The sequence below is a fragment of the Streptomyces sp. NPDC001393 genome, assembly GCF_053597455.1.
On the sequence record NZ_JBSFIH010000010.1, the window covers coordinates 39,243 to 53,312 of the forward strand.

Here is a 14,070-nt window from a genome sequence, read left to right on the forward strand (position 1 = left end):
GGGCGCATGGACAGCCATGGGCAGGATGAGCAGCAGGTCGTGTGGACGGTGGTGGGCACCGACATCGGGCCCCTGATGCTGGCGGCGACCCGTGACGGCCTGGTCAACGTGGTCTTCCACGCCACGGACACGGTGCGTGAGCGCACCCTGGAGCGGCTGGCGGCCCGGCTGGGCAGCGCTCCCGTGGAGGATCCCGGCGCGCCGCTGCTGACGGAGGCGATACGCCAGCTGCGGGACTACTTCGCGGGCACGCGGCACGACTTCGACCTGCCGCTGGACTGGTCGCTGATCTCCGGCTTCAACCGGCAGGTGCTGCGCGAGCTGGCCACGGGTGTGCCGTACGGCACGGTGGTGGGGTACGGCGATCTCGCCGGGCGGGTGGGGCAGCCCGGCGGGGCCCAGGCGGTCGGCGCGGCCATGGGTGCCAATCCGCTGCCGGTCGTCGTTCCGTGTCACCGGGTGGTGGAGAGCGACGGCGGGATCGGCGGCTTCGGGGGCGGGCTGGAGACCAAGCGGAAGCTGCTCGCCCTGGAGGGGGTGCTGCCCGAGCCGCTGTTCTGACCGACCCGGCCACTCGTCTCTGACCGGCCCGGCTGCTCGTGTCCGACCGGGCCCGGCTGCTCGTCCTACTCGTCGTAATGCCGGGCCTCGAAGACGTTGCCGTCGGGGTCGCGGAAGTAGAAGCTGCGCGTGGCGTCCCCGCGGGCGCCGGAGAGGTCGCGGTCGATGCCCGACATGGCGACGCCGTGTGCCTCCAGGCGGGCGCGCAGGGCATCGAAGTCGTCGGCCGGCAGAGACAGGCAGACGTGGTTGACGGGGTGGCCCGCGCTCTCGGCCGCACCCGGCAGCATCTTCATGCGTGGGGCCATGGTGAACGGGGCGAGGTCGAGGATGGTCTCCTCGTTGACGCGCACGGAGGGGAAGGCCACCTCTCCCTCGGCGAACTCGGCGACCTTGATCGGCTCCAGACCGACGGCCTCCCGGTAGAAGCCGGCCGCGGCCACGGGATCGGCCACCCACAGGACGACGTGATCGAGACGCGTGCTGTTCCTGGTCATGCGCCCCAGGCTGGTGGCGTCCCCCGCAGTCCGCAAGCGCACCGGCCATAAGCGTTTAACGACGGCCGGCGCCCGCCAGAGATGAGGAAAGGCCGACAGACAGGAGGCGGTGCGCGTGGTGCTGGTGGTGTCGGAAGAAGTCCGGGAAGCGATCGACGCACGGCGGCCGGTGGTCGCCCTGGAATCCACGATCATCGCGCACGGTCTGCCCCGCCCGCGCAATCTGCAGGTGGCGCTGGAACTGGAGGACGCGGTGCGGCGGGAGGGCGCCGTACCGGCGACCATCGCCGTACTCGACGGTCGTCCGTGTGTCGGCCTGGACAAGGAGCAGCTGGAGCGGGTCGCCAACGAGGACGGCATCCGCAAACTCGGCCACCGCGACCTGCCGCTCGCCGTGGCGAGCGGCACGAGCGGGGCGACCACGGTGTCGGCGACGGCACAGCTGGCCGCGGTCGCGGGCCTCAGGGTCTTCGCCACCGGCGGGCTCGGCGGGGTGCACCGGGAGTGGACGGTGACCCAGGACGAGTCGGCCGACCTGGGGCTGCTGGCCCGCACCCGGATCACGGTGGTCTGCGCGGGCGTGAAGTCGATCCTGGACGTGCCGGCGACCCTGCAGCGGCTGGAGACGCTGGGCGTGGCCGTCGCCGGGTACGGCACGGACCGGTTCCCCGGCTTCTATCTGTCCGACTCGGGGCATCCGGTCGACTGGAGGCTGGACACCCCGGAGCAGGTCGCGGACGTCATGCGCGCCCAGGACGCGCTCGACGGGCCGTCGTCGGCACTGATCGTCGCCCAGCCCGTCCCCGAGGCGGAACAACTCGATCCCGAACTGCACGCGCGCGTGCTGGCGGACGGCCTGCGCGCCTGTGCGGACCAGGGCGTCTCCGGTCAGGCGGTGACCCCCTTCCTGCTGGACTACCTGGTCCGGCACACCGACGGGGCCTCCCTGAGCGCCAATCTGGCGGCCGTGCGCGGCAACGTACGGCTGGCGGCGCGGATCGCCACGGCGTGGACCAGGGGGTGACCGCGGGCCGGGACGGCGCCCTGCTGGTCGTCGGTGACGTGGTCACGGATGTGGTCGCCCGGCACCGGGGGCCGCTCGCGGCCGGCACCGACACCGCCGCGGCGATCCGCACACTGCCGGGCGGCGCGGGCGCGAACGTGGCCTGCTGGGCCGCACACACGGGCTGTGCTGACGTACGGCTGCTCGGGCGGGTGGGCGCGGACTCGGCCGCGTGGCACGAGCGTGAGCTGGTCGCGGCCGGGGTCCGGCCCCGGCTGGTGGTCGATCCGACGGCTGCGACCGGGACGGTGATCTGCCTCGTCGATGCCGGTGCGGCGGCAGAGCGTACGTTCCTCACGGACAGCGGGGCGTCCTTGCGACTCGACCCCGCCGCCTGGTCGGACGATTTGCTCGACGGTGTCGGCCGACTGCATCTGTCGGGCTATCTGCTGTTCACGGAGCCGAGCCGGGAGCTCGCACGCATCGCGCTTACGGCGGCACGCGCGCGTGGCGTGCCGGTCAGCCTCGATCCGGCGTCGGCCGGCTTCCTGGTGCGGCTGGGGCTTGACCGCTTCCTGGCCTTCGCGGAAGGGCTGGACGTGTTGCTGCCCAGCCGGGACGAGGCATGCCTGCTGACGGGGCTGCCGGATCCGGCGGACGCGGCGGCCAAGTTGAGCCGTCTCGTCCCGCTGGTGGTCGCCAAGGCGGGTGCGGACGGCGCGCTGGTGGCCCGTTCCGGCAGCCCACCGGCCAGAGTCCCGGCCACGCCGGCGGTCCCTCGGGACACCACGGGTGCCGGTGACGCCTTCACCGGCGCGTTCCTCGCCGCCCTGCTCGCGGGGGCGGACCCGCACGAGGCGGCGGCACGCGGCTGCCGGGCGGGGGCGGAGGCGGTCGAACGGGTGGGCGCCAGACCGCCACGTCCGGGAAGCGACGACCGGCCACCGTCCGGCGACTGAGGACACCGGCAGGAAAGGCTCGACCCGTGCTTCCCATGCCCTGACGCAGTCGGGCGCGATCCGCGCCGAACCGGGCCGGGACGCCTAGTCCTTCCTTCCCCACGCCGAGATCATCGGCGCGGTGGCGAGATCCATGCCGCCGGCCTCGACGTTGGCCAGGTGCTGGTCGATGTCCTCGTCGGTGGCGAGCCCCGCGGTGACGAGCCGGTTCCGGATCTGACGGACCGTCGCGGCCTCCAGAGCGGTGCAGGCGGGTGACGTCACCGGGAAGAACGCATCGGCCTCCACCCCGCTCAGTCCGGCCTCACGCAGCAGACGCGGGAGTCTGCGGCCGTACGACAGATCGGCGCCACGTTCGGCGAGCAGCTTGCGGAAGCCCTGACGCAGGCGGTTGGCGAGCCGCTGCTCGGGGCCGTACTCGTCGGGGCAGATCAGGGGCTGGAGGGCCGGGTCGGCATCCTCGATCAGCAGCCGCCCACCGGGCCGCAGAGCCTGGATCATGGACCACAACGCCCTTTCCCGGTCCGGCACATGGACGAGGACGAGCCGGGCGTGGACCAGGTCGAAGCCCTCACCCGGCGGTTCCTCGGCACCCACGTCGTGGACGCGGACCTCCACCGGCGGGTGGGCCACGGCGGTGATCCGAGAGGTGTCGATGTCGGTGGCGACGACCTGTCCGGCGGGGCCCACCTTCCTGGCGAGCCAGGACACGACCGAGGTGCCGCCGGCCCCGACTTCCCAGCAGCGCCAGCCGGGCCCGATACCGAGCGCCTCGATGTGCCGGAAGGTGGTGGGATCGAAGAGCGCGGCGAAGGCGTCGAAGCGCTGTGCGGCCTCGTTCTGCCGGTTGCTCAGGAGGTACCCGTCGGATGAGGTCATGCCACGATCATCCCAGTCCCCATCGTCCACAGCCGGGAACCAAGCGGAACGTCCAGTTCCCACAGGCTTACCCGCGCTTTGCCCTCGGCTGGCAGACTTGCCGGGCAAGGCGCGAAAGCGTTGCAGGAGGAGATCCAACCGAGGAGATCCAGATGTCCATGGCGGGGAATCTGCGGAAGGTCACAGGGCTGGGCAGGGTCGGCGGCCTGCGCAAGGTGGCGCAGCTGGCCCGGCGACGGCCGCGCGTGGACCTGAGTCATCCCGCCCGGTCACCGCTGGGCTCGTCGGTGGTCAACTGTGTGACGTACCAGGACGGCGTGCGCGTGCCGCAGTGCACGGACCTGGTGGATGCCGTGCGGATGGTGCGCAAGACGGGCGAGGGCTTCGTCTGGCTCGGGCTGCACGAGCCGACCGATGGTGAGTTCGCGGGCATCGCCGAGCTGTTCGATCTGCATCCCCTGGCGGTGGAGGACGCGGTCGAGGCTCATCAGCGTCCGAAGCTGGAGCACTACGGCAACACGCTGTTCGCGGTGTTCAAGACCGTCTGCTATGTGGAGCACGAACAACTGACGGCCACCAGCGAGGTGGTCAACACCGGCGAGATCATGGTGTTCGTCGGTGAGGACTTCGTCATCACGGTGCGACACGGCCGGCACGGCTCGCTGGGCCCGCTGCGCGAGGAGTTGGAGGCGCATTCGCATCAGCTCGCCAAGGGGCCGGCGGCGGTGCTGCACGCGATCGCCGACTATGTCGTGGACGACTATCTGCACGTCACGGACGCGGTGCAGGCCGACATCGACCAGGTCGAGACGGAGGTGTTCTCGGAGAACGGCGCACGGCTCGACCCCGGCCGCATCTACCAGATGAAGCGTGAACTGCTCGAGCTGAAGCGGGCGGTGGTGCCGCTCGGCCGCCCGGTGGAGGACCTTGCCACCCGGCCCATCCGGGTCGTCGCCCCGGAGATACAGGCCTACTTCCGCGACGTGCTCGACCACCTGATACGGGCCAAGGAACAGATCGCCGCCTTCGACGAACTGCTCAACTCGATTCTGCAGGCCCACCTCGCACAGGTGACCGTCGCGCAGAACGAGGACATGCGGAAGATCACGGCCTGGGCCGCGGTGATCGCCGTGCCGACGATGGTGTGCGGTGTGTACGGCATGAACTTCGACCATATGCCGGAGCTGCACTGGCGGTTCGGGTATCCGCTGGTCATGGCCGTCATGGGGGCGGCGTGTCTGGGGCTGTACCGGGGCTTCCGGCGCAACGGCTGGCTCTGAACCGCGGGGGCCCACTGCCGGCCGCCCGGTTCAGCCGCTCCAGGCAGGATGGCGCGGGTCGTCGGCGCGTACCAGGACGTCCGCCGTGCCGACGGGGTCGGTCTCGGACTCGTAGCGCTCGAAGGCGGGGAGCGTCCACTGCTCGGCCTCGGGAGTACGACGGCGCAGGGCGCCCGGGGAGAGGAGGAGGTGCACGGTCAGGTCGAACGGGAACCAGTGCCGCAGCAGGAGGGGGCCGTGGAGCAACAGGACGCCGCCGGGCGGGAGTTGGACATAGGGGCTGCGCGTGGCCCGGTCGGTGACAGGGTCCCACAGATCGGGCAGGACGCGCCCGCTGCCGCCGGGGTCGAGCGGGCCGAAGACCTCGCGCCACAGGGCGCTGGTGTCGAACCATCCGCCGTAGTACGACTCCGCGTCGCGCCGCCCGTGTTCCAGGCGGAGCGACGCGGGCCGCAGGAAGCCCCCGGCGCCGACCACGAGTGAAGGGCGGCCGCGCACCCGCAGCGCCTCCCCGACCCGTTCGGCAAGGTCGCCGGGCCGGGCGGCAGGGGCCCCGTCGAAGCCCACACGCAGCCAGGCGCTCCCATCGGCCGGCTCCAGCCCGGCCAGCCTATCGGCGAGCAGCTCGGCGAGCCGGTCCCAGGTGATCGCTTCGAGTCGCACAGGGCCATGATGCCGGGTGCGGAAGGCGAGGTGACAACGGCTGCCGGGGCGGGCCCGGCCGGCGGAGAGGGCGAGGCTACGGCTCCTGCCAGTGCGACGGACGGTACAGCGGAGGCGGGCGCTGTCTCGGCCGTCGGGAGGCGAGGGAGCAGCGCCTGTCAGCGGTGCAGCGGTGGTGCGGTGCACGGTAGCCGGGCGCGGTCCCGGTCGGCGGACGGAGGGAACGAGGTGATGGCACCTGTCAGGGCGAGCTGTGCGCTGAGGCCGGGGACGAGGCCGGCCGGTGGCGGAGCAGCGAATCAGTGGCGGCGTTCGGACGCTCGACGGGCCGCCAGCAGGGTCGCAGATCGGACTCGCTGCAGGTGCGCGCCGCAGCGAGGAGAGGGATCAGCGTGCGGCCTAGCGCGGTGAGGGCGTACTCGACGCGGGGTGGGTTCTCGTCGTAGGCGGTGCGGTGCGGTGCGGTCGACCAGGCCGTAGCGCTCCATCGCGCGCAGGGTCTCGCCTCGCTGAGGACCTTCGGTGTGACGGCCTTCAGCGGGATCCGCAGTTCGCCGAACGGCAGGGCGCGTCGGTCATCGTCGGAGGTCGGTCATGGATCGGGACCCGCCGGTCATAGATCGCGGGACCCGTCGGCCCCCGGTCGGGACCCGTCCGGCCGTCGGCCTGCAAGCGCCGACCGTGATCAGGGACGCATCGGTCATCGGTCCAGACCCGTCGGTCGTCGTCGGAAGGAGAGGCACACCCGGGAGAAGCAACCGAGAAGGAGAGGGGGAGGGGGAGGGGGAGGGGGAGGGGGAGGCAGCGCAGAGCGAGAAGAAGGGGTAGGCACGGCGTGGGAGGCGCGGGCGGCGGCGGGGAAAGTACCGCTTATGGCGCTTCCCTCAACTCCCCACTCCCCCGGTCGGCTTGTCGTCATCCAGGCGCAGAAGCCCAAGCGGTGCGCCACCTGTCGGCGGGGGCCGCTGTCGCTGCTCGTGCTGGAGGAAGGGGCACCGCGCTGCCTCGGCTGCGCGGACCTCGGCCACCTGGTGTTCCTGCCGCGCGGGGACACCGCGCTGACCCGCAGGTCGAGGGAGGAGAGCGGGCTGTCGGTCGTCGTGGTGCGGTTCAACCGGCGCAAGAGCCGTTACGAGCGGCAGGGCGTGCTTGTGGAGGAGGCGGCGCTGGCCCGGGCCGAGGCCCGCTGCCTGGCGGACGCGGAGGCGCGGCGCAGGCGGCGGGCGCGGGACGCACGGCGCCGGACGGCGGAGGACGATCGGTTCGCGGCAGCGTTCGCGGCCGAGATCCTGCGGCTCTTTCCCGGCTGCCCGGCCGGTCGCGCACGGGCCATCGCGGCGCACGCGTCCATGCGTGGCAGCGGGCGGGTCGGGCGCAGCGCGGCCGGGCGGGCGCTGTCGGAGGGAGCGGTAGTCTCGGCGGTCGTGGCGGCCGTACGGCATGTGGACACGCCGTACGACCAGCTGCTGATGAACGGGGTGCCACGGTACGAGGCACGGCGCCGGATCACCCCGGCCGTGGAGAGCGTGCTGCGGGCCTGGCAGGACACCGGGGCGGGGGCTGGGGCGGAAGCAGGCTGAGCGAGGCAGGGCGGGGGGACACTTGCGGGTGGATCGTGGCGTGTCTCGGCCACACTCTGGGATCGCTCCCGGGCATTCACTGAGGGTGATGGTGTATGCGGGGCGCGTGCCGGTCGGAACGACGCGAGACAGGCGTGGAGATGGCGCGGGCCGTTCTTCGTGCTGGTCGTGGCCCTGGAGGCCCCTCGGCAGGCAGCCGGAGGGGCCCCGCTGAGGGAGACGGAAGGGGTCCGGTACCGGCCTGGGGGCACGACGTCAGAAAGCGCCGTCCATCGCTCTGCGCGGCGGTCGGCGTAGACGTATCGTGGCCGAAAGAGTCCCGGAAGAGCGCCGAAGGATGCCGCCTGACGGCGTACGGCCGGTCGTACACCCGATACCCGCGCGGTGTCCGTACGCGAGGAAGACGATCATGGCCGATCCCAAGGGGTTCATGACCACGCCGCGCCAGGAGTGGGCGCGGCGGCCCGTCGAGGAGCGGGTGCGGGACTGGGACGAGGTGTACGTCCCGGGAGCGCTGCTGCCCATCATCAGCAAGCAGGCCGACCGGTGCATGGACTGCGGCATCCCGTTCTGCCACGACGCCTGTCCGCTGGGCAATCTGATCCCGGAGTGGAACGACCTCGTCTCGCGGGAGGACTGGCGGGCGGCCAGCGACCGGTTGCACGCCACCAACAACTTCCCCGAGTTCACCGGGCGGTTGTGCCCGGCGCCCTGTGAGGCAGGCTGCGTGCTCGCGATCAACCAGCCGGCCGTCACCATCAAGAACGTGGAGTGCGCGATCGCCGATCGGGCCTGGGAGGAAGGTTTCACCCAGGCGCGGCCGCCCGAGCGGCTGTCCGGAAAGACGGTCGCCGTCATCGGCTCCGGGCCGACCGGGCTCGCCGCGGCACAGCAGCTGACCCGCGCCGGACACACGGTCGCCGTGTACGAGAAGGACGACCGGATCGGCGGGCTGATGCGGTACGGGATCCCCGAGTTCAAGATGGAGAAGCGGCATCTGGAGCGGCGGATCGAGCAGATGCGGGCCGAGGGGACGAAGTTCCGTACGTCGACGGCGGTCGGGCGGGATGTCGGGGCGGCGGAGCTGCGGGGGCGGTACGACGCCGTCGTCATCGCCACGGGGGCCACGGCGTGGCGGGAACTCCCGGTGCCGGGCCGGGAGTTGAGCGGGATACACCAGGCGATGGAGTATCTGCCGCTGGCCAATCGGGTGTGTGAGGGGGATCTGGAGGTGTCGCCGCTGTCGGCGGTCGGCAAGCACGTGGTGATCGTGGGCGGTGGGGACACCGGGGCGGACTGTCTGGGGACCGCGGTGCGCGAGGGGGCCGCGTCCGTGACCCAGCTGGACATCTACGCGCAGCCGGGCGCCGAGCGCGACGAGGACGCCGAGCCGTGGCCGACGTACCCGAAGATCTACCGGCTGTCGGCCGCACACGAGGAGGCGCGGGACCTGCGTACGGCACCGGCGGCGGACGCGGACGCGCGGCTGTTCGCCGCCTCCACGCTCCGCTTCGCCGGGGACGGCAGCGGGCGGGTGCGCTCGCTGCACCTGGTGGAGGTGGACGAGCGGCGGCAGCCGGTGCCGGACTCCGGGCGGACGCTGCCCGCCGATCTCGTGCTGCTCGCCCTCGGGTTCTCCGGTCCGGACCAGGAGGACGGGCTGATCGGTCAGTTGGGGCTGGCGCTCCAGCCGCGCGGCACGATCGCCCGGGACGACGGCTTCGCGACCAACGTCCCCGGGGTGTTCGCCGCCGGGGACGCGGCGCGCGGGCAGTCGCTCATCGTCTGGGCGATCGCGGAGGGGCGGGCGGTGGCGGCGGCCGTCGACCGCTATCTGACCGGGAGTTCACGGTTGCCGGCACCGGTCTCTCCGAGGGATCGGCCGATGAGGGTGTAGGCGTCGGCGGGCGGCTTCGGTGCGGCCGCTGGTTGTCCTCGGCCGCGGTGACTGGCCGGTCCGGCACCGCCGGGTTGCGCTGTTGTGGTGGCTGCCATCGCGGCGGGAGGAGACGAGGCGATCGGCGCCTGCGCCTCCCGGCGTCCGCCTGCGCCTCCCGGCCTCCGCCTGCGCCTCCCGCCTCCGTCTGCGCCTCCCGGCCCGGTCAGCCGGTGCGCTCGTCCGTCCCCGCCACCTTCCCCGTGGACAGGGCCACTCGGTTCCACGTGTTGATGGTGCAGATCATGGCGATGACATGGGCCAGTTCCTCCTCCTCGAAGTGGGCCGCGGCCTCGGCGTAGACGGAGTCGGGGACGCCCGCGTCGGCGACGAGGGTCAGGGCTTCCGTGAGCGCGAGGGCGGCCTGTTCCTTCGGGGTGAAGAAGTGCCGGGCCTCGCGCCAGACGGCGACCATGTGCAGCCGGTCCTCGCTCTCGCCGGCCTTGCGGGCGTCGCCGGTGTGCATGTGCAGGCAGTAGGCGCAGCGGTTGAGGTGCGAGGCGCGGATCTGGATCAGTTCGACCAGGGCCGGGTCCAGGCCCGCGCGGGCGGCGGCGTCGAAGCCGATGACGGCGCGGAAGACCTTCGGGGCGGACTTCGCGAAGTCCAGCCGGGTCCGGGAGGCCTCGGCCTCGGCGATCGCGGTGGTGATGCCGCCTGCGGTGATGTCCGTGTTGCCGGCTGCAGTGGTGTCCGTGTTCGTCGTCATGGCTTCAACCTACGGGCCCGATAGACCGGTTGTAGGGTGCATTTCCATGACAGAATCGTGGGTCAATTCCGCGGAGCGGATCGGCGTCGATCTGCATCTGGAGCTGGCGGGTCCGGGTGGGCGGCGGGCGGCGCTGACCCGCGCGCTGCGGGAGGCCGTGCGCAGCGGGCGGCTGGCGCCGGGCACCCGGCTGCCGCCGTACCGGTCGCTCGCCGCCGATCTGGGCGTGGCCCGCAACACGGTGGCCGACGCGTATGCGGAACTGGTCGCGGAGGGCTGGCTGACGGCCCGCCAGGGTTCGGGCACCAGGGTCGCCATGGGGGTGCCGCTCACGCCTTTCGGGCAGTCGGGGAGGGCCAAGCCGCTGCGACATGCCGTACGGACGCCGGTGAAGGCACCTCCACGCGCGCGTGGCCCGCGGCACGAGCTGCGGCAGGGCGCTCCGGACGCGTCGGCGTTCCCGCGGACGGCCTGGTCGGCCTGCTATCGGCGGGCGCTCCAGGCGGCGCCGGCCGAGGCCTTCGGGCCGGGGGATCCCGCCGGGCGCCGGGAGCTGCGGGAGGCGCTGACCGAATATCTGGCACGCGCGCGTGGCGTGCGGACCGAGCCGGACCGGATCGTGGTCTGCTCGGGCTTCGCGCACGCGCTGCGGTTGCTGTTCGGCCAGGGCGCGGGCGGGGTGCTGCGCGGTCCGCTGGGCGTGGAGGCGTACGGGCTGGACTTCCACCGGGGCCTGCTCACGACGGCCGGGGTGCGGACCGTGCCGCTGCCGCTGGACGAGGACGGCGCGCGGGTGGACGCACTGGGGCGGGAGCGGGCCGTGCTGCTCACGCCGGCCCATCAGTTCCCGACCGGCGGCCCGCTGCATCCGGAGCGCCGGGCGGCCGTGATCGACTGGGCACGCGCGCGTGGGACGGTCGTACTGGAGGACGACTACGACGGCGAGTTCCGCTACGACCGCAAGCCGGTCGGCGCGCTCCAGGGCCTCGATCCGGAGCGGGTGATCCACCTCGGGTCGGTCAGCAAGAGCCTGTCACCGGCGCTGCGGCTGGGCTGGATGGTGCTGCCGGAGCGGTATGTCGGTCCCGTGCTTGCCGCGAAGGGCGAGCGGGAGGGCTGGGCGAGCGTGCTGGACCAGCTGGCCCTGGCGGAGTTCATCGTCTCCGGGTCGTACGACCGTCATGTGCGGCGCATGCGGCAGCGCTACCGGCACCGGCGTGACCGGCTCGTCGCCGCGCTCGCCGAGCACGCGCCGCACGTCCAGGTGACGGGGATCGCGGCCGGGCTGCACGCGGTGCTGCGGCTGCCGCCGGGCACCGAGCGGTCGGCGGTGAAGGCCGCCGCGTGGCAGGGGATCGCCCTGGACGGACTCGCCGCGTTCCGGCATCCGGAGGCGGCGGCGACGGTGGGTGACGGACTGGTCGTGGGCTATGCGGCCGCCGCCGAGCAGGCCTACGGTGCGGCGTTGGAGGCGCTGTGCGGGGTGCTGCCTCCCGGGTGAGGAGCGCGGTTCAGAGATCGGGGTCGGCGGCGGTGGCGTAAACCTTCGCCTACCGGTGGCCGAGGCTCGCGGCTTCGGCGGCGCCGAGCGAGCGGCCGCGCAGCCAATGAACACCACGATCAATGAATACCGCGATCAAAAACACCACGATCAATGAACACCACGACATGGAAGTTGAGCGAGAAGCAGCACACGGTCGCGGTCAGGACAGCAAGAAGTCGGCCTCCCCCGCCTTGGCGCCCTCGATGAACGCGGTCATCTCGGCCGCGGTGTAGATCAGCGCCGGACCGTCCGGGTCGGTGGACTGGCGTACGGCGATCCGGCCGTCGGCCAGCTTCATCGCCTCCAGGCAGTTCCCGCCGTTGCCGCCGCTCCAGGGCTTGTGCCAGCCCTCGCTGCCCAGCTCCCGCGCGGGCATGCCGTTGTAGACGTGTCCGCGCGGCGTGATGCGATCCATTCACAGCTCCTTGCGGAGATCCCGGAGGATCTCCTTCGTGCGTTGTGCCGTAGCGGCCTGCGCCGCCATGCGGTCCATGACCTCGAGGTGGGTCGCCACCTCCGTGCGCGCGTCCAGATAGACGGCGCCGGTCAGGTACTCGCTGTAGACCATGTCCGGCAGCTCCGGCACGGCGAATCGGAACAGCACGAAGGGCCCGTACGTCCCCGGGTGCGGGCCGCTCGCGAACGGGGCGACCTGGAGCGTCACATGGGGCAGCTTCGTGGCCTCGAGCAACTTGTCGATCTGCGCGCGCATCACCTCCGGCGGGCCGACCGGGCGGCGCAGGGCGGTCTCGTCCATCACCGCCCAGAAGCGGGGGGCGTCGGGACGGGTGAGCAGCTGCTGGCGTTGCATGCGCAGGGCGACGTGCCGCTCGATGTCGTCCGGGCTGGTCTGGCCGATGGCACCGGACCTGAGCACACCGCGCGCGTAGTCCTCGGTCTGGAGCAGGCCGGGGACGAAGTGCGGCTCGTACGAGCGGATCAGGCTGGCCGCACCCTCCAGGCTGACGTGCATCGAGAACCAGCCGGGCAGGATGTCGTGGAAGCGCTGCCACCAGCCGGGCCTGTTGGCCTCCTCGGCCAGCTGGACGAAGAGTTCGGCCTCGTCGTCGGGTACGCCGTAGGCCTTCAGCAGCAGTTGCAGGTACGGGATCTTGAGGGAGACCTCGGCCATCTCCATGCGGCGCACGGTGGCGGGCGCGACGCGCAGCACGCGGGCGGCCTCCTCGCGCTTCAGTCCGGCGCGTTCCCGCAGGTCCAACAGGCGTCGGCCGAGGACCACCTGACCTACCGTCGGCGCGGACCGCGGTTCGCTCACGCTCTCACCTCCACCGGTCGTCTCCGCCGAACATCTGCCGACAGGTGTTCCCCGACCGGCGTTTGCCTGATTCCCGACAGCCCTGCGGCGCCACTCGAAGATGCATTCGAAGACCGGGCCGGCCCTTCGATGACCCCAATTGGCGCCGCTCGACGTGCTGTTGCGAGCAGTGTGCCACGGTCTCTGACCGAGTCACACAGCACTCTGCATTTTTCAGAGTGACACTTGCCAAGTGTTCACGGCGGGGAGATAGTGGCAAGCGTGATTCCGTCCGCGCCCTTAGGAACAGACGCCGCCGCAGACCGTCCCGGTCTCGGCGCTGCCACGGCAGCAGCCCCCGACGGGGGCGCTGCCGGGCGCCGGTTCCGCTTCGAGCTGGCCGCACATCCGGGTTCCGTCGCCCAGGCGAGACACCTGGCGCGCGCCCGGCTGACCGGCTGGTCGGTGTGCGAGGACACCTGCGACAGCGCGACCCTGGTCATATCCGAGCTGGTCACGAACGCGATCGTGCACACCGCGAGCGGTCGTGTGGTGTGCGAGCTGCAGACGCAGGACGACACCGTGCGCATAGCGGTACGCGACGAGGGCTGCGCTCCGGGAGAGCCGCACCCGTCCCCGCAGCGGCCCGACGAGGAGCATGGGAGGGGATTGCTCCTCGTCGACGCGCTGTGCCGGGCCTGGGGTACCCAGGAAGACGGACCCGGGCTGCTGGTCTGGGCCGAGCTGGCCCACGAGACGACTGCTCCGCGGGGCGACCTGGGCTGGGGCGCCCGCCCCAAGCCGGGCCGCCCGGACGACTCCGGTGAGGGCGAGACGCCGGAGGGCCGGCAGGGGGCCGCCGGGTACCCCCACCATCTCGCCCCCGAGCACCGGCACCGCCACGGGGCACCGGAGCTCCACCGACACCGCCCCCTGGACAGACCCCCGCACCAGCCTTCGCACCGAATCCCCGAGCAGCACCGCGCCGGGGAGCACCCGTGACCGCACGGTACGGCTCCGGCGACCACGGCACCGGCACCGGCACCGGCACCGGCAGAGACCACGGCACCGGCAGATACGACTCCGCGGGGTACGACACCGGCGGCAACCGGCGCGAGGTCACAAGCCCCTTCCCGCCCCGTGCCTTCGAAGCCGCCCGTGCCACCCATACGGCCCATACGGCCTATACCGCCCATGCCACCCGT

The 14,070-nt window shown here is 72.3% G+C and carries 15 protein-coding genes; 8 read left to right on the top strand and 7 right to left on the bottom strand.

The features are described from left to right. Positions 1-6: 6 nt before the first annotated feature. The gene (locus tag ACWC2T_RS14140) at positions 7-561 is read left to right on the top strand and encodes a methylated-DNA--[protein]-cysteine S-methyltransferase (protein WP_450670633.1); all 555 of its coding nucleotides are present in this window, start codon (positions 7-9) and stop codon (positions 559-561) included. A gap of 65 nt (positions 562-626) precedes the next feature. On the opposite strand, the gene ACWC2T_RS14145 is transcribed toward ACWC2T_RS14140, so the two are convergent. Then, positions 627-1,058 carry a VOC family protein gene (locus ACWC2T_RS14145; RefSeq protein ID WP_450670634.1) on the bottom strand — a complete coding sequence of 144 codons (432 nt, stop codon included), beginning with the start codon at positions 1,056-1,058 and terminating at the stop codon, positions 627-629. A 115-nt stretch (positions 1,059-1,173) separates the two neighbouring features. Between ACWC2T_RS14145 and ACWC2T_RS14150 the strand changes: the two genes are divergently transcribed. Then, a complete protein-coding gene (locus ACWC2T_RS14150; protein WP_450670635.1) occupies positions 1,174-2,082 on the top strand; it encodes a pseudouridine-5'-phosphate glycosidase in 909 nt (302 codons plus the stop codon). Next, positions 2,067-3,020 (top strand): carbohydrate kinase family protein, encoded by a 954-nt coding sequence (locus tag ACWC2T_RS14155; protein WP_450670636.1) that lies wholly within the window; start codon positions 2,067-2,069, stop codon positions 3,018-3,020. The genes ACWC2T_RS14150 and ACWC2T_RS14155 overlap by 16 nt, the downstream gene beginning before the upstream one ends. 84 nt (positions 3,021-3,104) lie before the next feature. Here the strand turns inward: ACWC2T_RS14155 and ACWC2T_RS14160 are convergent, their stop codons facing one another. Beyond that, on the bottom strand, positions 3,105-3,899 hold the full coding sequence (locus ACWC2T_RS14160) for a methyltransferase domain-containing protein (RefSeq protein WP_450670637.1): 795 nt from the start codon (positions 3,897-3,899) through the stop codon (positions 3,105-3,107). 152 nt (positions 3,900-4,051) lie between these two features. Here ACWC2T_RS14160 and ACWC2T_RS14165 point away from each other — a divergent pair, with 152 nt between their 5' ends. Beyond that, positions 4,052-5,179, top strand: coding sequence for a magnesium and cobalt transport protein CorA (locus ACWC2T_RS14165; RefSeq protein WP_450670638.1), 1,128 nt, complete (start codon positions 4,052-4,054; stop codon positions 5,177-5,179). Between the two features lie 30 nt (positions 5,180-5,209). Here the strand turns inward: ACWC2T_RS14165 and ACWC2T_RS14170 are convergent, their stop codons facing one another. Together ACWC2T_RS14170 and ACWC2T_RS14175 are read right to left on the bottom strand one after the other, a co-directional pair. Beyond that, on the bottom strand, positions 5,210-5,842 hold the full coding sequence (locus tag ACWC2T_RS14170; protein WP_450670639.1) for a uridine kinase: 633 nt from the start codon (positions 5,840-5,842) through the stop codon (positions 5,210-5,212). Between the two features lie 241 nt (positions 5,843-6,083). Continuing rightward, entirely contained in the window at positions 6,084-6,407 is a 324-nt protein-coding gene (locus ACWC2T_RS14175; RefSeq protein ID WP_450670758.1) for a winged helix-turn-helix transcriptional regulator, read from the bottom strand. 307 nt (positions 6,408-6,714) lie between these two features. Between ACWC2T_RS14175 and ACWC2T_RS14180 the strand changes: the two genes are divergently transcribed. Then, positions 6,715-7,422 carry a DUF2293 domain-containing protein gene (locus ACWC2T_RS14180; protein ID WP_450670640.1) on the top strand — a complete coding sequence of 236 codons (708 nt, stop codon included), beginning with the start codon at positions 6,715-6,717 and terminating at the stop codon, positions 7,420-7,422. A gap of 409 nt (positions 7,423-7,831) precedes the next feature. Next, entirely contained in the window at positions 7,832-9,319 is a 1,488-nt protein-coding gene (locus ACWC2T_RS14185; RefSeq protein WP_450670641.1) for a glutamate synthase subunit beta, read from the top strand. A gap of 205 nt (positions 9,320-9,524) precedes the next feature. On the opposite strand, the gene ACWC2T_RS14190 is transcribed toward ACWC2T_RS14185, so the two are convergent. Next, positions 9,525-10,067 carry a carboxymuconolactone decarboxylase family protein gene (locus tag ACWC2T_RS14190; protein ID WP_450670642.1) on the bottom strand — a complete coding sequence of 181 codons (543 nt, stop codon included), beginning with the start codon at positions 10,065-10,067 and terminating at the stop codon, positions 9,525-9,527. Between the two features lie 46 nt (positions 10,068-10,113). Here ACWC2T_RS14190 and pdxR point away from each other — a divergent pair, with 46 nt between their 5' ends. Beyond that, positions 10,114-11,568: a MocR-like pyridoxine biosynthesis transcription factor PdxR gene (gene pdxR / locus ACWC2T_RS14195; RefSeq protein ID WP_450670643.1), complete on the top strand. Its 1,455-nt coding sequence runs from the start codon at positions 10,114-10,116 to the stop codon at positions 11,566-11,568. 202 nt (positions 11,569-11,770) lie between these two features. Here the strand turns inward: pdxR and ACWC2T_RS14200 are convergent, their stop codons facing one another. Both ACWC2T_RS14200 and ACWC2T_RS14205 read right to left on the bottom strand, forming a co-directional pair. Continuing rightward, positions 11,771-12,025, bottom strand: coding sequence for a DUF397 domain-containing protein (locus ACWC2T_RS14200; RefSeq protein WP_450670644.1), 255 nt, complete (start codon positions 12,023-12,025; stop codon positions 11,771-11,773). Further along, on the bottom strand, positions 12,026-12,886 hold the full coding sequence (locus ACWC2T_RS14205) for a helix-turn-helix domain-containing protein (RefSeq protein WP_450670645.1): 861 nt from the start codon (positions 12,884-12,886) through the stop codon (positions 12,026-12,028). 252 nt (positions 12,887-13,138) lie between these two features. Between ACWC2T_RS14205 and ACWC2T_RS14210 the strand changes: the two genes are divergently transcribed. Further along, entirely contained in the window at positions 13,139-13,867 is a 729-nt protein-coding gene (locus tag ACWC2T_RS14210) for an ATP-binding protein (RefSeq protein ID WP_450670646.1), read from the top strand. Positions 13,868-14,070: the final 203 nt, after the last annotated feature.